At 65.3% G+C, this 17919-nt stretch carries 13 protein-coding genes and 1 pseudogene; 10 read left to right on the top strand and 4 right to left on the bottom strand.

Translation table 11 applies throughout. The features are described 5' to 3' along the window. Positions 1-118: 118 nt before the first annotated feature. From AC1Z32_RS38945 to AC1Z32_RS38900, 10 genes and pseudogenes are all read left to right on the top strand, one after another. On the top strand, positions 119-1612 hold the full coding sequence (locus AC1Z32_RS38945; RefSeq protein WP_483484197.1) for a UbiD family decarboxylase: 1494 nt from the start codon (positions 119-121) through the stop codon (positions 1610-1612). Next, positions 1605-2225 (top strand): UbiX family flavin prenyltransferase, encoded by a 621-nt coding sequence (locus AC1Z32_RS38940; protein WP_483484196.1) that lies wholly within the window; start codon positions 1605-1607, stop codon positions 2223-2225. The genes AC1Z32_RS38945 and AC1Z32_RS38940 overlap by 8 nt, the downstream gene beginning before the upstream one ends. Then, a complete protein-coding gene (locus AC1Z32_RS38935; RefSeq protein WP_483484195.1) occupies positions 2222-5254 on the top strand; it encodes a xanthine dehydrogenase family protein molybdopterin-binding subunit in 3033 nt (1010 codons plus the stop codon). The genes AC1Z32_RS38940 and AC1Z32_RS38935 overlap by 4 nt, the downstream gene beginning before the upstream one ends. Next, the gene (locus AC1Z32_RS38930) at positions 5251-6072 is read left to right on the top strand and encodes an FAD binding domain-containing protein (protein ID WP_483484194.1); all 822 of its coding nucleotides are present in this window, start codon (positions 5251-5253) and stop codon (positions 6070-6072) included. The genes AC1Z32_RS38935 and AC1Z32_RS38930 overlap by 4 nt, the downstream gene beginning before the upstream one ends. Then, complete coding sequence (locus tag AC1Z32_RS38925; protein ID WP_226112297.1) at positions 6069-6605, top strand: (2Fe-2S)-binding protein; 537 nt, start codon at positions 6069-6071, stop codon at positions 6603-6605. Before AC1Z32_RS38930 ends, AC1Z32_RS38925 begins: the two co-directional genes overlap by 4 nt. Then, positions 6598-8176, top strand: a pseudogene (locus AC1Z32_RS38920) (AMP-binding protein). The gene AC1Z32_RS38925 and the pseudogene AC1Z32_RS38920 overlap by 8 nt, the downstream one beginning before the upstream one ends. Before the next feature lie 6 nt (positions 8177-8182). Next, entirely contained in the window at positions 8183-8989 is an 807-nt protein-coding gene (locus tag AC1Z32_RS38915) for an enoyl-CoA hydratase/isomerase family protein (RefSeq protein ID WP_483484193.1), read from the top strand. 21 nt (positions 8990-9010) lie between these two features. After that, positions 9011-10750: a GMC family oxidoreductase gene (locus AC1Z32_RS38910; RefSeq protein WP_483484192.1), complete on the top strand. Its 1740-nt coding sequence runs from the start codon at positions 9011-9013 to the stop codon at positions 10748-10750. 97 nt (positions 10751-10847) lie between these two features. Next, a complete protein-coding gene (locus AC1Z32_RS38905) occupies positions 10848-12224 on the top strand; it encodes an MFS transporter (protein WP_483484191.1) in 1377 nt (458 codons plus the stop codon). Between the two features lie 79 nt (positions 12225-12303). Beyond that, positions 12304-13008 carry a sterol desaturase family protein gene (locus AC1Z32_RS38900; protein ID WP_483484190.1) on the top strand — a complete coding sequence of 235 codons (705 nt, stop codon included), beginning with the start codon at positions 12304-12306 and terminating at the stop codon, positions 13006-13008. A gap of 15 nt (positions 13009-13023) precedes the next feature. On the opposite strand, the gene AC1Z32_RS38895 is transcribed toward AC1Z32_RS38900, so the two are convergent. The 4 genes from AC1Z32_RS38895 to AC1Z32_RS38880 all read right to left on the bottom strand — a co-directional run bounded on the left by AC1Z32_RS38895 (position 13024) and on the right by AC1Z32_RS38880 (position 17885). Beyond that, a complete protein-coding gene (locus AC1Z32_RS38895) occupies positions 13024-13941 on the bottom strand; it encodes a LysR family transcriptional regulator (protein WP_483484189.1) in 918 nt (305 codons plus the stop codon). Positions 13942-14280: 339 nt separating this feature from the next. After that, positions 14281-15210 (bottom strand): D-2-hydroxyacid dehydrogenase, encoded by a 930-nt coding sequence (locus AC1Z32_RS38890; RefSeq protein WP_483484188.1) that lies wholly within the window; start codon positions 15208-15210, stop codon positions 14281-14283. A gap of 18 nt (positions 15211-15228) precedes the next feature. Next, positions 15229-15945, bottom strand: a complete 717-nt coding sequence (locus AC1Z32_RS38885; protein WP_483484187.1) for a GntR family transcriptional regulator — start codon at positions 15943-15945, stop codon at positions 15229-15231. 26 nt (positions 15946-15971) lie between these two features. Beyond that, a complete protein-coding gene (locus tag AC1Z32_RS38880; RefSeq protein ID WP_483484186.1) occupies positions 15972-17885 on the bottom strand; it encodes a TRAP transporter large permease in 1914 nt (637 codons plus the stop codon). Positions 17886-17919: the final 34 nt, after the last annotated feature.

Raw genomic sequence — 17919 nt, 5'->3', positions numbered from 1 at the left:
CGATGATTCGGCGAATCAGAAAACAGTATTAGAACTTATGGAGCAACGTCGTTAGGCTTCCTCCATGCGCTCGCTGCGGCATTTTTATCCGACAGGCAGGCAACAGATGGAGACACCAATGAACAAACGCGATGCCGCACTGAACGGCATTTCCTCATCGCAATGGGCTCGCCAGGGCTCGGGCGCGGGTACGCTCTCGCTGCGCGACTGGCTCGCGCATCTCGCGCAGACCGGACGCGTCGCGACAATCGACAAACCCGTGGCGCTCGAACACGAACTGGCGGCAATCGCGAAGCGGCTCGACGGCTCCAAAGCTGCGTTCTTCACGCGTCCAGGCGGACACTCGATCCCGGTTGTAAGCGGCTTCATGGCGAAGCGCTCGTGGATCGCCGAAGCAATGGGTGTCGAAGAAGCCGGGCTGCTCGCGCGATTTTCCGCCGCGGCCGCTGCGCCGCTCGCCTCGAAGGTCGTCGCGCGTGAAGACGCGCCATGCCAGCAGGTACTGCATACGAACGATATCGACCTGCACGCGCTCTTGCCCATTCCCACGCACAGCGAGCACGACAACGGCCCGTACATCACGGCGGGTCTCGTGATCGCGCGCAATCCGCGCACGGGCGTGCAGAACGTCTCCATCAACCGAATTCAGGTGCATGGCCGCGACCGCATGGCGATTCTGCTGCTGCCGCGCCACTTGTATGCGTTCCAGCGCGCAGCCGAGGAAGCGGGCGATGCGCTCGACGTGGCCGTCGCAATCGGCGTCGATCCGCTGACGATGCTCGCGTCGCAAGCCATCACGCCGATCGATCACGACGAACTCGAAATCGCGGGCGCGCTTCACGGTGCGCCGCTGCCGGTCGTGCAATGCGTCACGAGCGGCGTGCATGTGCCGGCATTCGCCGAGATCGTCATCGAAGGCCGCATTTTGCCGAACGTGCGCGAGCCGGAAGGACCGTTCGGCGAATTCCCGAAGTACTACAGCGCGAAGGAAGCGCGCGAGGTCATCGAAGTCACGGCGGTCACGCATCGGCGCGACCCGATTTTTCACACCATCGTGCCGGCCGAGATGGAGCATCTGCTGCTCGGTGCGATTCCGCGCGAAGCGACGCTGCTCGCGCATTTGCAGCGCAGTCATCCTTCGGTTACGGACGTGCATCTTTCGGTTGGCGGCGTGTGCCGCTATCACCTGTGGGTGCAGTTCGACAAGAAGCGCGAAGGCGAAGCGAAGAACGTGATTCTCTGCGCGTTCGGTGCGCACTACGACATCAAGCAGGTCGTCGTGGTCGATCCAGACGTAGACGTGCACGATCCCGCCGAAATCGAATGGGCGATCGCCACGCGCTTCCAGGCCGATCGCGACCTCGTGGTCGTGGCCGGCGCGCAAGGTTCGCCGCTCGATCCCTCGACGACGGTCGGTCTTCCGGAAGACGCGCCCGCGCATCTGCAAGGCGTGAGCGCGAAGATGGGCCTCGACGCCACACGCCCGGTCGTCTATCCGGCGCACGTCTTCACGCGCGTGCGCATTCCGGGCCAGGACACGGTCGATCTCGACGCGCTCATCGCCAGCGACGACAGCGCATTGAACGCCTACCTCACGCGCGATCATGGCTGAACGAAAGAAGCGCATCGTCGTCGGCATCTCGGGCGCAAGCGGCGCGGTGATCGGCGTGCGCCTGCTCGCCGCGCTGCGCCGGCTCGGCACGCACGAGACGCATCTGATCGTGTCGGCGTCGGGTGCGGTCACTGCGGCGCAGGAACTCGGCCTCACGCGCGGCGACCTCGACACGCTCGCCGATATCGTGCACAACGTGCGCGACATCGGCGCGGCCGTGGCGAGTGGTTCGTTTCTGAGCGACGGCATGGTGATTGCGCCCTGTTCGATGAAGACGCTCGCCGGCGTCGCGAACGGCTTCGCGGACAACCTGCTGACCCGCGCCGCCGACGTGATGCTCAAGGAGCGCCGCCGCCTCGTGCTTGTTGCGCGCGAGACGCCGCTCAATCTCGCGCATCTGCGCAACATGACGCTCGCGACCGAAATGGGCGCCATCGTGATGCCGCCGGTCCCGGCGTTCTACGCGCATCCGAAAACCATCGACGACGTCGTCGATCACACGGTCGGACGCATTCTGGATCTGTTCGGCATCGCGCACGGCGAGATCGCGCACCGCTGGAGCGGTCTCGCCGATGAATTCGGCAGCCGGCACGAGCAAGGAGTGACGCCATGAACCAGCGCGAGACAGGATTCGCCGATATCGACGCACGCGTCGCCGGCAACGCCGCCGCCGCGCCTGAGCGCCACGTCGGCCGTCCGATGCCGCGTTTCGAAGATCCCGCGATCCTGACGGGCCGTGGCCGTTACGGCGACGATCTCGCCGTGAAGCCCGGCACGCTGCAGGCCGCGATCCTGCGCTCGCCGCATGCACATGCGGATATCGTTTCCATCGACATCGAAGCCGCGTCGAAGCTGCACGGCGTGCGCGCGATTCTCACGCGCGACGACTTGCGCCCGTGGTCGCGGCCGTTCGTCGTCGGCGTGAAGTCGCCGATGGAGCAGTGGGCGCTCGCGATGGACCGCGTGCGCTATGTCGGCGAGCCGGTGGCGGTCGTGATGGCGGAATCGCGCGCCATCGCCGAAGACGCGCTCGATCTCATCAAGGTCGACTACGCGCTGCGCGATCCGGTCACATCCATCGAGCAGGCGGTGAAGGACGAAGCGCCGGTGCTGCACGAGCGTGCGGGCACGAACGTGATCAGCGACCGGCATTTCAGCTATGGCGATCCGCAAGCGGCGTTCGGGCGCGCGCCGCATCGCGTGAAGCTCGTCGCGCACTATCCGCGTAACACGTGTGCGCCGATCGAATGCGGCGTGGTGATCGCCGAATATCTGTCGGGCGACGAAGGCTACGACGTGACCTCGAATTTCATGGGGCCGTTCTCGCTGCACGCCGTCATGGCGATGGCGCTCAACGTCCCGGCGAACCGTCTGCGCCACAAGGCGCCGCGCGATTCGGGCGGCAGCTTCGGCGTGAAGCAGGCGGTGTTTCCGTATGTCGTGCTGATGTGCCTCGCATCGCGCAAGGCCGGCGCGCCGGTGAAATGGGTCGAAGACCGTCTCGAGCACCTGAGCGCGGCGACCTCCGCGACCGCGCGCCTTTCCACCATCGAGGCCGCAGTGGAAAGCGACGGCCGCATCGTCGCGCTTTCATACGATCAACTGGAGGATGTCGGCGGCTATGTGCGCGCGCCCGAACCCGCGACCTTCTACCGGATGCATGGCTGCCTGACCGGGGCGTATGCGATTCCGAATCTCGCCGTGCGCAACCGCGTGGTGCTGACCAACAAGACGCCGACGGGCCTCGTGCGCGGCTTCGGCGGACCGCAGGTGTATTTCGCGCTGGAGCGGCTGATACAGCGTATCGCCAACGAACTGAAGCTCGATGTGCTCGACGTGTACCGCCGCAACTTCGTTCCCGCCGATGCGTTTCCGTATCGCGCGGCGGCCGGCGCGCTGCTCGATTCGGGCAACTATCACGAGGCGCTGCGTCTTTCGAACGCGCAGGGCGGCTACGAAGAGCTCATCGCCCGGCGCGACGCCGCGCGAAAAGAAGGGCGCCTTTACGGCATCGGCTTTGCGGCGATCGTCGAGCCGTCCGTGTCGAACATGGGCTATATCACGACCGTGATGCCGCCCGACGCGCGCAAGAAGGCCGGTCCGAAGAACGGCGCGATCGCGAGTGCGACCGTGAGCGTGGATCTGCTGGGCGGCGTGATCGTCACGATTGCCTCGACGCCCGCGGGCCAGGGCCACATGACGGTGTGCGCGCAAGTCGTGGCCGACGTGCTCGGGCTCGACCCGAAGGACATCGTCGTGAACGTGGAATTCGACACGCACAAGGACGCGTGGTCCGTCGCGGCGGGCAACTATTCGAGCCGCTTCGCGGGCGCGGTGGCGGGCACGGTACATCTGGCCGCGACACGCGTGCGAGACAAGCTCGCGCGCATTCTCGCGAAGCAGTTCGGCTGCGCAGCCGGCGACGTGCGCTTCGAGCATGCACGCATTTTCCCGAAAGATGCCGAAGATCGCGCGCTGCCGTTCGCTCGCGCCGCGAGCAATGCGCCGCACTGGGCGCCCGCGCTCCTGCCCGAAGGCGAGGAACCGGGTTTGCGCGAGACCGTCTTCTGGTCGCCGCCGCACATGGACGCGCCGGATGAGCAAGACCGCATCAACACGTCGGCGGCATACGGCTTCGCATTCGACATGTGCGCCGTCGAAGTGGACCGTGCGACGGGGCGCGTGCGCATCGACCGTTACGTGACCGCGCACGACGCCGGCAAGATTCTGAATCCCGCGCTCGCCGACGGCCAGATTCGCGGCGCGTTCGCGCAAGGGCTGGGCGCGGCGCTGATGGAAGAGTTCCGCTATGGCGCGGACGGCAGCTTCCAGTCCGGCACGCTCGCCGACTACCTGATGCCGACCACCTGCGAAGTGCCCGATCCGGTGATCGTGCATCTGGAAACGCCGTCGCCGTTCACGCCGCTCGGCGCGAAAGGGCTCGGCGAAGGCAACAACATGAGCACGCCGCCGTGCATCGCGAATGCGGTGGCGGACGCGCTCGGCGTCGACGACATCCGCCTGCCGCTCACGCCGCAGAAAATCATGGCGCTGATCGGCATCGACGATCCGGAACCCTCGCGCCCCGAATACCGCGAAGCGGCCGCCAAGAAGCCCGCGACGCAGGGCGGCGGCAAGGCGCTGACGGCGCAAGGTGCGGTCGATTTGCCAGCGACGCCCGAAGCCGTGTTCGCCGTGCTGCTCGACCCGAAGGCGCTCGCCAAGGTCATTCCGGGCTGTCATGCGCTCGACGAGACCGCGCCGAACCAGTATCGCGCGGACGTGACGGTGGGCGTCGGCATGATCAAGGCGCGCTTCGAGGCGCGCATCGGCTTGTCGGAGATCGACGCGCCGCGGCGGCTGCGTCTCGCGGGCGCGGGCATGTCGCCGGTCGGCAGCGCGCGGGGCAGTGGTCTCGTCGAACTGACGCCGCAGGGCAGCGGCACGCGCCTCACGTACGACTACGAAGCGCAGGTCTCGGGCAAGGTCGCGGCGGTTGGCGGACGCATGCTCGAAGGCGCGGCGAAAGTGGTGCTCAGGCAATTGTTCGAATCGCTCGGCCGGCAGGCGGCGGGCAAGCCGGTCGTGCAGCGCAGGTCGTGGATCGCGCGGCTCTTCGGCCGTTTCGGGAGGCATGCATGAAACCGGCGTCGTTCGATTATCTGCGCGCGATGACGACGCAGGACGCGCTCGCCGCGCTCGCGCAAAACGGCGAGGACGCCCGCGTGCTGGCAGGCGGGCAGTCGCTGATGGCGGTCCTCAACATGCGTCTCGCGCAGCCGCGCGTGCTCGTCGATATCTCGCGCACCGCCGAGCTGGACGCCGTGCGCGTCGACGAAAAGGCGGGGCATCTCGTCGTGAGCGCGGCGGCGACGCAAGGCAGCGTCGAGTGGCGCCGCTCGTTGTTCGACGAAGTGCCCTTGCTCGCGATGGCCTTCCCGAACATCTCGCATTTTCAGATCCGCAATCGCGGGACGGTATGCGGTTCCATCGCGCATGCCGATCCGAGCGCGGAACTGCCGCTCGTGCTGACCGCGCTCGGCGGCGACGTCATGCTGCGCTCTGCGAAGAAGCGCCGCACGCTCGCCGCGCAGGACTTCTTTCAGGGAATGCTGATGACGGCGCGTGAGCCGGACGAACTGGTGGAAGCCGTGCGCTTTCCGCTGAAAAAGGCGGGCGAGCTTCACGCATTCGCCGAATTTTCGGCGCGGCACGGCGATTTTGCGGTGGTCGCGTGTGCGGCGGTCGTGACCGACGACGCGATCCGCATCGCAGTGGGCGGCGTGGCGGACCGCCCGGTTGCCGAGACCTGGCCCCGTCTGACGGGCGACGATTTGCGCGGCGCATTGAACGACCTGAGCTGGAAACTGAACGCGCAGGACGACGCGCACATCAGCGCGAAGTATCGCCGGAATCTGGTCCGGCAATTGGGATGGCGCGTGATCGAGGAGGCGAAGTGAGGAACACGGCGGACAACATCATGCGGCACGGCGAGCAGCAGCGCATCACGCTGACGCTCAACGGCCGCGAACGCAGCGGTTATTGCGAGCCGCGCGAACTGCTGTCGGATTTCATCCGGCACGAACTCGGCGCGACGGGCACGCACGTGGGCTGCGAGCACGGCGTGTGCGGCGCATGCACGGTCCACGTGGATGGCGTCGCGGCGCGCTCCTGCCTGATGCTCGCGGTGCAGGCGGACGGACGGCGCATCGATACCGTCGAAGGCCTCGCGCCGGAGCAGACGCTCGGCGACCTGCAGCAGGCTTTTCAGCGTCACCATGCGCTGCAGTGCGGCTTTTGCACGGCGGGCATTCTGATGTCGTGCGCGGACTATCTGCAACGCGTCCCGAATCCGAGCGAGGAACAGGTGCGCGAGATGCTCTCGGGTCATATCTGCCGCTGTACGGGCTATACGCCGATCGTCGCGGCCGTGCTCGATGTAGCCGCGCGCCGTCAGGCGAAGGCAGGCGCGAAGGAGGCCGAACATGCTTGATCTCGGCCGCACTTTCCTGCAGAGCGTCGAGCGCAGCCCGAACGCGCTCGCGCTCGTCGACGGCGACCTGCAACTGACGTACGCGGCGTGGCATCGCGTGATCCTGAATGTCGCCGATGGCCTGCGCGCGCTCGGCCTGCGACGCGGCGACCGGCTGCTCGTCGTCTTGCAGAATCGCTGGGAAATGGCGACGCTGCATTGGGCGGGGCAATTCGCGGGCATCGTGATCGTGCCGCTCAACTGGCGCGCGAAACCGGAGGAAGTCGAATACTGCGTGACCGACGCGGGCGTGAAGGCGATCGTCTACGAACCCGTTTCCGCCGATGCCGTGGTGCAGAGCGCCTCCGCGCAGAACGTGCCGCGCATCGGCCTCGACCAGGCACCCGGCGGCACGATGACCTTCGACGCGCTGAGCACGGAACGCGCGGAAGAAGGCAGCGGCGAGACGACCCACGCCACCGCCGACGACATCTCGCTCATCCTCTACACGTCCGGCACCACCGGCAAGCCGAAGGGCGTGCCGCGCCGTCACCGGCACGAACGCGCGGGCGCGCTCGCCCACGTCGCGCAGAACCTGTACCGGCGCGGCGAACGCACGGTCGGCGTGATGCCGCTCTATCACACGATGGGCGTGCGCTCGCTGCTTTCGATGGCGCTCGTGGATGGCGTCTTCGTGTGCGTGCGCCGCTGGAACGCGAAGCACACGCTCGAATCCATCGCAGGACATAGGCTGACGTGCCTGTATCTCGTGCCGACGCTCTATCATGACCTGCTCGCCGACAGCGGTTTTGCGAGCACGGATACGTCCTCGGTCAGAAAGCTCGGCTTTGCGGGCGCCCCGATGAACGACGGCCTGCTCAAGCGCCTTTCGGCCGCGTTCGAGCCGGAGCTCTTCGTCAATCACTACGGCTCGTCCGAGCTACACGTTCAGCATCGATCAGGACGCCACGAAGAAGCCGGGCAGCGCGGGCCGCGCGGGCATCAACACGCGGCTGCGCGTGGTGAAGCTCGACGCCGTCTCGCCGGACGAAACCGCCGCCGCCGGCGAGGAAGGCCAGATCATTGCGGACCTGCTTGGCGACGAAGCGTTCGAAGGCTACTGGAACCGCCCCGACGCGAACGCGAAGTCCTTGCGCGACGGCTGGTACTTCACCGGCGACACCGGCTACTTCGACGCCGACGGCGATCTCTACGTGACGGGCCGCGTGGACGACATGATCATCAGCGGCGGCGAGAACATTTCGCCGGTCGATATCGAGTCGGTGCTCTCGCTGCATCCGGCCGTCGATGAAGTCGCGGTCGCGGGCGTGAAAGACGAGCGGTGGGGCCAGCGAGTGACCGCGTTCATCAAGCGGCGGGAATACGTCGATGCCGAAGGCCTCGACGCCTGGTGCCGCCAGTCCGACCTCGTCAACTTCAAGCGCCCGCGCGACTACGTGTTCGTCGATGACATTCCGAAGTCGCCGGTCGGCAAAATCCTGCGCCGCAAGCTCTCGGCGGGCGAATATGCGCCCGACAGCCAGACCGCGGCGCCGCAACGCACAGAAACCCCGGAAACCACGAAGGAGTAACCAGACATGACCGACCTCAACCACCGCGGCCAAACGCTGCTGCAAGACCTCGACGGCTTTTCGGTCGAGATCGACGCCGAACGCCAGCGCGCCGACATCATCCTGCACCGCCCGCCCTTTAACGTCATTTCGATGCACGCCCGCGACCAGTTGCGCGCCGCCTTCGAAGCACTCGACGACGACGAGCGCGTGCGCGTGATCGTCGTGCGCGCGAACGGCGAGCACTTTTCGAGCGGTGGCGACATCAGGGGCTTTCTGGAGGCGTCGCCGGAACACGTGTCGAAGCTCGCGTGGAATATCGCGGCGCCCGCGCGCTGCTCGAAGCCGGTGATCGCGGCCAATCGCGGCTTCTGCTTCGGCGTGGGCTTCGAGCTGTCGCTCGCGTGTGATTTCCGCATCGTCACGGACACGACGTTTTACGCGCTGCCCGAACAGAAGCTCGGCCAGATTCCCGGCTCGGGCGGTTCGGCGCGCTTGCAGGCGATGGTCGGCATCGGCAGGACCAAGGACATCGTGATGCGCTCACGCCGCATTCCCGGCAAGCAGGCGTACGAGTGGGGCATCGCGGTGGACTGCGTGCCGGACGCCGGTCTGGAAGCCGCGACGGACGCGCTCGTCGACGAACTGCGCGCGTTCTCGCCGCTCGCCCAGCGCACCGCGAAGAAGCTCTTGAACGACACGGAAGACGCGCCGCTTTCCATCGCCATCGAACTGGAAGGACATTGCTACAGCCGCCTGCGCTCGTCGGACGACTTCCGCGAAGGCGTCGAAGCGTTCCACGGCAAGCGCAAGCCGCTGTTCCGCGGGTTCTGACAACGCAAAAAGGAAGACGACATGAAACGCTTCGATTACGTGATCGTGGGCGGCGGTTCGGCGGGATGCGTACTGGCGCATCGGCTGTCGGCGTTGCCGTCGCTGCGTGTCGCGCTGGTCGAGGCGGGCGCGGACACGCCGCCGGGTGCGGTGCCCGAGGCCATTCTCGACAGCTATCCGATTCCGGTCTTTTGCGGCGACACGTACATCTGGCCCGACCTGAAGGCGAAGGCCACGAAAAATGCCGCGCCGCGCGTGTATGAGCAGGGACGCGTGATGGGCGGCGGGTCGAGCATCAACGTGCAGTCGGCCAATCGCGGATTGCCGCGCGATTACGACGACTGGGCCGCGACGGGCGCCGACGGTTGGGCGTGGCGCGACGTGCTGCCGTACTTTCGCAAGCTGGAACGCGACCTCGACTTTCCCGGCGGCGAGCTGCACGGTGGCGATGGCCCCGTGCCGATCCGCCGCATCATGCCGAAGGACTGGCCGGCGTTCTGCCATGCGTTCGTGAAGGGCTTGCGCGCGCAGGGCGTGGCCGAGTTGCAGGACCAGAACGGCGAGTTCGGCAACGGTTTCTTTCCCGGCGCGTTCTCGAATGAGGACGACAAGCGCGTGTCCACCGCGATCGCCTATCTCGACGAAGCCACGCGCAAGCGCCCCAATCTCACGGTGTATTCGAAGCTGCGCGTCGAGCAGATTCTCATGGAAGGCGCGGCGGCGCGCGGCGTGATCGCGGTGGCTGAAAACGGCGAACGCGTGCGCTTCGATGCGAGCGAAGTGATCCTGAGCGCGGGCGCGCTGCAATCGCCCGCGCTGCTCCTGCGCGCCGGTATCGGCGATGCGCGCGAACTGGCGGCGCTCAGCATCGCGTGCGCGGTGGACTTGCCGGGCGTCGGACGCAATTTGCAGGATCATCCGTCGCTCACGTTTTGTCATTTTCTTGAGCCGCGCTTTCGCATGCCGCTCACGCGCCGCCGCGCGAGCATGATGGCCGCGCGCCTGAGTTCGGGCGTCGCGGGCTGCGACGAGTCGGACCTGTATCTGTCGAGCGCGACGCGCGCCGCATGGCATGAAATCGGCAACCGGCTCGGGCTGTTCTTTCTGTGGTGCAACCGGCCATATTCGCGCGGCCGCGTGCAGCTCGTTTCCGCCGATGCAGCCGCCGCGCCGCGTGTCGATCTCAATCTGCTAGACGACGAGCGCGATCTTCAGCGGCTCGCAGGGGGCGTGCGAATGCTGGCGCGCGTCGTCGAAGCGTCAGGGCTCGGCCGCGATGGACGCGACTTTTTTCCGGCGGCGTTTTCGCCGCGCGTCAAGGCATTGAGCCGGGTCGGCAAAGGCAACGCGCTCCTGACGTCCGCACTCGGCGTGCTGCTCGACACACCCGCGCCTATGCGCCGCTTTCTGATCGAACGCTTCTTCACGCGCGGCCTGAAGATGGACGCGCTCCTTGCCGACGACCGCGCGCTCGCCGACTTCATCCGCGCGAACGTGTTCGGCGTGTGGCACGCGAGCGGCACCTGCCGCATGGGCGGCGCGAACGACCGCGACGCCGTCACGGACACGGAAGGGCGCGTGCGTGGCACGCAAGGCCTGCGCGTGGTCGATGCCTCGCTGATGCCGAAGCTGCCATCGGCCAATACGAACATACCGACCATCATGATCGCCGAGAAGATCGCCGACGTGATGATCGCTGCGCGACGCGCGGGCGTCGACCGGAGCGTGTCCGGTTCCCCGCCGCTCGCCGCCGCCCACTGACGATTTTTTCAACCTCGACAAGAGCACGCAGAGAACGAAACGTGCCTGCGACACGGGGCGATCGAAAGACCGCCCGGTGACAAACTAGGAGATACACATGTCCGTAGCTGCACAAGACGGGGCCGCCGCGCTTCCGGTGAATCAGCGGCAGATCATGGGCGCGGTGCTGGCCTCTTGCATGGGCTGGGCGCTCGACCTGTTCGACCTGTTCGTGTTGTTGTACGTAGCCCCGGTAGTCGGGCGTCTGTTCTTTCCGTCCGAGCACGCGATGCTTTCGCTTGCGGCAGTGTACGCGTCGTTCGCCGTGACGCTGCTCATGCGCCCGCTCGGCTCGGCGCTCTTCGGCTCCTACGCGGACCGCCACGGCCGCAAGGGCGCGATGATCTTCGCGGTGGTCGGCGTCGGCATTTCCACGGCGGCGTTCGGCGTTCTGCCGACGGTCGCGCAGGCGGGCCTCGTCGCGCCGATCCTCTTTCTGGTGCTGCGCCTCGTGCAGGGCGTGTTCGTCGGCGGCGTGGTGGCGTCGACGCATACGATCGGCACCGAATCCGTCGCGCCGAAGTATCGCGGCGCCGTGTCGGGGCTGATCGGCGGCGGTGGCGCGGGTCTCGGCGCGTTGCTCGCATCGCTCACGTATCTCGCGATGTCGTCGATCTTTCCCGGCGATCTCTTCGATGCCTGGGGCTGGCGCTGCATGTTCTTCACCGGCATCGTGAGTTCGGTGCTCGGTCTCTTCGTGTTCAACAGCCTCGAAGAATCGCCGCTCTGGAAGAAGCTCGCCGCGGAGAAAGCCGCCAAAGCCGCCGCGCAGATCAGGACCGCGCCGGTCGAAGTCGTGCGCTCGCCCATCCGGACGCTCTTTTCGCGTGACTATCGCGGCGTGCTGTTCGTGAATCTGCTGCTCACCGTTGGCGGCGGCAGCGGCTACTACCTGACGTCGGGCTATCTGCCGACCTTCCTCAAGGTCGTGAGCCATGCGCCCAACGGCGCGGCCGCCGCGATCCTGATGATCTGCAGCGTCGCGGTGGTGATCGCATCGGTGGCGGCGGGGCATCTGAGCACGTTCATCGGGCGCAAGAGCGCGTTCGTGTGGATCGGCATCATCCGGTTGATCGCGCTGCCCGGGCTTTTCCTGTTGCTGCCCACCGCGCAGAGCGTCACGATGATCGGCGTGTACGCGGTTCTGCTCTCCGCGCTCGGCAGCGCGGGCTACGCGCCGATCCTGATCTTCCTCAACGAACGCTTTCCGACCGCTATTCGCGCGACCGGCACTGGTCTTTCATGGAACATCGGCTTTGCCATCGGCGGGATGATGCCGACCTTCGTCTCGCTGATCGCCAAGGACGCCAGCCAGTTGCCGTCGACGCTCGCCATCTTCGTCGGCGCAATCAGCGTGATCTTCCTCGTAGGCGCGTTCGTCGTGCCCGAGACGCTCGGCAAGCTCGAGAACAGCGCGGCGCGCAATCCGTTCTGAAGCGCGCAGTCACCAAACCACCGGGCGCGCGAAGAACGCGCCCCGCATCTTCCGGCAGAGAAAACAGGAGACGTTCATCATGAAATATGACGAGGACGTTCGCGCGCGATCCTACAAGTTCCGCGACGAATATGTTGAGGCGACGCCGTGGTGGTATCGCGGAGAGATGCACCTGGGCTTCACGCTCGTGTTCACGACGGCGGTGATCCTTTATTGCGCCGCGCAGCTTCACGCGCCGACGTTCGCGGAATGGCTCGCGGTCGTGCCGCTCTTCCTGTTCGGCAACTGGGCGGAATGGGCCGCGCACCGATACGTGCTGCATCGGCCGACCAAATACTTCAGCATGATCTACAAGCGTCACTGTGCCGTGCATCATCGCTTTTTCACGCATGTGACGCTCGAGTACAAGGGACACAAGCACTGGCGCGCGCTGCTGTTTCCGCCGTTTGCGCCGGTCGCTTTCGTGCTGGCCGCCACGCCGCTCGCCTTGTTGATCGGCTTCGTATTCTCGCGCAATGCAGGGCATATCGCGCTTTTGACCATGGCCGCGTACTACCTGATGTACGAAGGGCTGCACACGCTCTCGCATGTCACGGACAGTCCGTTTCTCGACCGTGTGCCGTTCATCAACACAGTGCGTCGCCTGCATGTGACGCATCACGATCCCGAGCAGATGGCGACGCAGAATTTCAATCTCACGTTTCCGATCTGCGATACGCTCTTCGGCACGCGCAGCGATGCGCCGCGCACGGTGCGCGAGCCGACGACCCCGCGCGGCGGCTGATCGGCATTCGCTTCGTTATGGAGACGCGGCCGGCGCGCCCGTGGTCACGCGCCGGATTTCTTCGGTGATGATCGCGATGAGCGCCTGCGCCGCCGGCCCGATGGGCCGCTTCGGATGCGTGACCTGGATGATGTGACGCACGATAGGAGGCGAGCCGATCGTGCGGGCGCGAAGCAGCCCTTCGTCCACCTTCGACTGCACGACGACCCGCGGCAGGATCGTCGCAATGTGGCTATGCTCTACGAACTGCACGATCGTGCTGAGAAGATCGATCTCGAACTTTGGCTTGGTGACGACATCAGCCGCCATCAGCGCGGCGTCGAGCGCACCGCGCAGGCCGTTGCGCCGCGTCGGCAGCACCAGTTCGATCTCGGCGAGCGCGACAAGGTCGATCGTCTCCGGCAAATCCGGCCCGTGCGCCGCGCTCGTTACGAGAACCATTTCTTCCACCAGCAAGGGCTCCACGTCAAGCGTGAGCCTTCCGCGCGGCTTGTTAATGATGGCCGCATCGAGCCGGCCGGACTCCACAGCGTCGATGAGTTGCGCGCTGAAGCCGTCCGCGACCGATACTTCCACCTGCGGAAAGAGTACGTCGAACCGCACGAGCGATTCCGGCAGCACGCTTTGCGCTTCCGACGACACCATGCCGAGCGACACGCGGCCCGTCACAACGACATCGCGCCGGCTCAGGTGTTCGCGCGCATGCTCGATGTCGCGCATGATCGGCGTGTAGAGCCGGTACATGAGGCGCGCGGCTTCGGTCGGCGCCATGCCGTGCGGCCCGCGTTCGAAAAGCGTCTGCCGCAGTTCCGTTTCCAGCTTCGCGATCTGCATGCTGAGCGCCGGTTGTGCGATATTGAGCCGCCTGGCCGCTCGCGTGACGGTGCCTTCCTCGAACAACGCGATGAAATACTGGATGTGTCTCAGTTCCATGTGACAGCCGTGCGGCGAAACGGACATGGTACCGCCAGCCGGCCATCCACGGTTCTACGCGCCTTCAGGCAATCACTCGGGCAATCAGCCCGGCAGCCGCTGACTTCCCGCATGGGATCGTCATTGGAAGCTGATCAGGCAAACGAGTGCATGGCTGTCGACCTCGTCACAGTAGGCTGCGCGAGAGCCCGGGGCGCGTCCTCTCGGACTCCAGCACAAGGTCATTGATGATGTTAAACGAAAAGCTCATCGCCGGCCTCCGCACCAGCTGCTAATTGCAACGATGCTCTCGGCCTTTCAGCCGCGACGGCGCGGAGCAGCACCTCGTCGAATTCGCTCTCAGCGACGCGCGTAATGCTGTTCGATGCCTTGCGCGAGCTGTGTAACGAGCCGCTGCATCGCCACCTGAGTCCGCCATGCGACATGTGGAGTCACGATCAGATCGGTGCGCGCGCTGGTCAACAGCGGATGATCGGCCGCCGGCGGTTCCTGCTCGAGGACGTCGAGCGCGGCATTGGCTATCAGCTTGCGGTCGAGCGCCTCGATCAGCGCCCCCTCGTCGACGATACCGCCGCGTGCGGCGTTCACAAGTGACGCGCTGCGCTTCATTCGCTCGAATTCGGCGAGACCGAAAAGATGCCGTGTTTCGTCGGTAAGCGGGCAATGCAGGCTGATCACATCTGCTTCGCGCAGCACCTTGTCGAACGCAGCGTAGCCCTCGCGCACCACCGTCGCGTGCCTGCGCTCGGCGAAGATCACACGCATGCCGAACGCGCTTGCCAATTCGGCGAGTCGCTTCCCACCGTGACCGGCGCCGACGATGCCGAGCGTCGAACCGTGCAGATCCTCGATCGGATGCAGTTCAGCGTAGAAAGTGGGCGACCCGCTCCAGCCCCCGTCATAGACGTCGCGCCAGTAAGGAACCAGGTTGCGGCGCAGCGCGAGCATCAGTGCGAACGCGTGCTCCGGCACGGATATCGTCGAATATCCCGGACACGCGACCACTTCAATGCCTCGTTGGCGGCATGTTTTCATATCCAGATGATTGACGCCTGCGGCCGGCACGCCAATCAGTTCCAGTTGCGGCAACTGCTCGAGCACATCGCCCGACAGTGGAACCTTGTTGGTCACGACGATCTGCGCATCGCGGCAACGCTCCACCACATCTGCCTGCGCCGTAGATGGATATTCGACCCAGCGATGAGAAAACGAAAAATCGGGCAGACCGGCCGACAGCGTCGCGCGGTCCAGAAACACGATGGTTCTCAACAGGCTACTCCAGGCTCATTAACGTTCGGACGGGCTCGTGGACACGGTGTCGAGCATGCGCTTCTTGCCCGTCTGCACGTGATTCTCGAAAGCCTGTGCAGCCGCGTCGGCGTGACCCGCACGCAGCGCCTCGAAAAGCTCGCGGTGTTCTTTCGAAGAACGCTGCATTTGCGAGAACGAATACACGCCCTTGTGAATATAGAGTGTTAGTTCGTCTTCGACCGCCTGGTTGATCGTGATCAGCCGCGGATTCTTTGTCGCGGCCATCAATTGACGGTGGAACTCGGTGTTCAGCGTCTGATACTGACGGCTATCGCGCTCGGCCACGGCCGCGTCCATCTGGTCAAGGAGGAGCCCGAGCAGATGCTCCTCGTCGGTAGTCAGGCGTAGCGCGGCGAGACGCCCCGCCGTGCGCGCGAGTCCGGCGCGGATTTCGTAGAGGTCCATTGCCTCTTCCAGCGACAGCCGCCGCACTTCCGCGCCCCGATTCGGCACGATGCGCACGAGCCCCGCCTGTTCGAGCGAGCGCAGCGCCTCGCGAGCCGAATTGCGGCCGACGCCTATCTGGTTTGCGAGGGCCTGCTCGTTCACGCGTTCACCCGGGCGCAAGTCCCCCCGCTGAATCATGGCGCGCACCTGATCGCGAATGTCGTCGAGCTTGGACGCAATCACCTCGGGCGCGCGCGCGTTTGCCTTGCCGTGTGTTTCACTGTTGGACGCATTCTTCATGTCCATTGCCCTTTCTGTGTCATTCGATACCTCTATTTTGCTTGCAGGAACCCCGTCGATACCCACGGAACCAGCACTATTACGATGAGAGCCACAGCCAAGGCGCCGAGATAGGGCCAAACGCGGCGCATCGCGGTTGACGGATCGACCTTGCCGACCGCGCACGCCGCGTAGAAGCCAAGGCCAAGCGGTGGCGCGAACAAGCCCAGTCCCATCGCGAATACCACGACCATTGCATAGTGCACGTCGGAGATACCCATCGCACGCGCGATCGGGAACAGGAGCGGCCCGAACAGTACGATCGCCGGAATTCCTTCCAGAAAGCTGCCAAGCACCACGAACGTAATGGCGGAGATCGCCAGGAAGCCCAGCGCGCCTCCCGGCGCTGCCATCATCAGCGTTGCGAGCTGCGCGGAGAAACCCGACTGCGTAAGCGCCCATCCCATCGCCGTTGCGCAACCGATGATGATCAGAATCGCGCCGGACAGCGAGGCCGACTCCACCAGAATAGGATAGAGCCGGCTCCAGTCGAAGCGGCGGTACAGTAACAGACCGGTCACGCAGGTGTAAGCGATACCGATCGTTGCCACTTCCGTCGCGGTCGCGATTCCTTCCACCACGGCGGCGCGGATTACGAAGGGCAGCGCGAGCGCAGGTAGCGAGATCAGCAATGCGCGGCCGACCTCGGCCCGGGAAGCCCGTTGCACGCCTTGCAGGCTTTCCCCGCGACTCTTGAACCAGACCACTGCCGCGAGTGCTACCGCGCCGACTACGGCCGGCATGAAGCCCCCCGTGAACAGCGCCGCAATCGAGACGCCGGTTACCGAACCAATCGTGATCAGCACGAGACTGGGCGGGATGGTTTCCGACATGGCCGCCGAGGAACTGAGCATGGCGACGAGGTCGCCTTCATTCGCGCCGCGCTTTTTCATCTCAGGAAACAGGCCCGGCGCAAGCGCGGCCATATCCGCCACCTTCGAACCGGAGATGCCGGACACCAGGTACATGGCGCCGATCAGGACGTAGGCGAGGCCGCCGCGTTTATGCCCGATCAGCGAGGCGAGGAAGCGGATCATCGCTTCGGCGAGACCCATCGCTTCCATCAGCGCGCCGAGCAGAATGAAGAGCGGGACGGCGAGCAGGATCAGGCTGGACATCCCCTGATTCATGGTGCTCACGACAATCGACAACGGCGCGCCGGTGACGGTTGCCAAATAAGCAAACGTACACACGCCGAAGGCGACCATGATCGGCACGCCGAGACAGATGATCGTAATCACCCCGACGGCGAAGAAAAGGATCAGGCTGACCGCGGTCAGTGGCGCGAGTGCTTGCCGTGCAAGATAGAGCGCGACAGCGACGCCACCCACGAGCGCAAGAGCCTTCGCACAATCGCGCAGCGACGAGCGTTCGAGCAAACGGGTAATGGCGAGCAAGAGCATCAGCCCGGCGGCCACAGGAATCGCGGCCGCGGAAACCGTGTTCGGCAGATCCAGCGCCGGCGTACTGATGATCCACTCATCCATCGCCCACTCGGTCGCCGGCCGTACCAGCAGCAGGACGAACGTCATCACGATGAAATTTCCAAGCGTTTCCGCAAACGCGCGGGTTTGCGGCGACATTCTGGCGACGAACATCGTCAGGCGCATATGTTCGCCGCGCCGCAACGCCACTACCGCGCCGAGCATCGACAACCAGATGAACAAGATCGACGCGAGTTCGTCACCCCAGATCAACGGATCCCTCAGCACATAGCGGCAGCATACGTTAGTGAGCAACAGCACGACCTCGGCTAGCAGCAGCAACGCGGCGGGAACTTCGGTGATCCACTTGATGGCCGTTTCCAGTGCGCTGCCGACACGCACGACCATGGATGTCGCATGTCGGTCTTTCGGCGCGCCGATGTCGTGGGCGAACCCCTGCTCGGAATGAACTCGGGAAGTCATGACTTGCTCTCCGGAAACGCTTCGATGGTCCGCG

This window comes from Caballeronia sp. 11_S32 (assembly GCF_056930355.1).
Note: the sequence above shows the minus strand (reverse complement) of the source record. Positions and strands in the feature narration are given on the sequence as shown.

Bases quoted from the DNA above. Each gene is read 5' to 3' on its own strand.
- AC1Z32_RS38915 (WP_483484193.1), top strand. From the start codon at position 8,183: ATGACCGACCTCAACCACCGCGGCCAAACGCTGCTGCAAGACCTCGAC.
- AC1Z32_RS38935 (WP_483484195.1), top strand. From the start codon at position 2,222: ATGAACCAGCGCGAGACAGGATTCGCCGATATCGACGCACGCGTCGCC.
- AC1Z32_RS38900 (WP_483484190.1), top strand. From the start codon at position 12,304: ATGAAATATGACGAGGACGTTCGCGCGCGATCCTACAAGTTCCGCGAC.
- AC1Z32_RS38880 (WP_483484186.1), bottom strand. From the start codon at position 17,885: ATGACTTCCCGAGTTCATTCCGAGCAGGGGTTCGCCCACGACATCGGC.
- AC1Z32_RS38905 (WP_483484191.1), top strand. From the start codon at position 10,848: ATGTCCGTAGCTGCACAAGACGGGGCCGCCGCGCTTCCGGTGAATCAG.
- AC1Z32_RS38910 (WP_483484192.1), top strand. From the start codon at position 9,011: ATGAAACGCTTCGATTACGTGATCGTGGGCGGCGGTTCGGCGGGATGC.
- AC1Z32_RS38885 (WP_483484187.1), bottom strand. From the start codon at position 15,945: ATGGACATGAAGAATGCGTCCAACAGTGAAACACACGGCAAGGCAAAC.
- AC1Z32_RS38940 (WP_483484196.1), top strand. From the start codon at position 1,605: ATGGCTGAACGAAAGAAGCGCATCGTCGTCGGCATCTCGGGCGCAAGC.
- AC1Z32_RS38945 (WP_483484197.1), top strand. From the start codon at position 119: ATGAACAAACGCGATGCCGCACTGAACGGCATTTCCTCATCGCAATGG.
- AC1Z32_RS38895 (WP_483484189.1), bottom strand. From the start codon at position 13,941: ATGGAACTGAGACACATCCAGTATTTCATCGCGTTGTTCGAGGAAGGC.
- AC1Z32_RS38930 (WP_483484194.1), top strand. From the start codon at position 5,251: ATGAAACCGGCGTCGTTCGATTATCTGCGCGCGATGACGACGCAGGAC.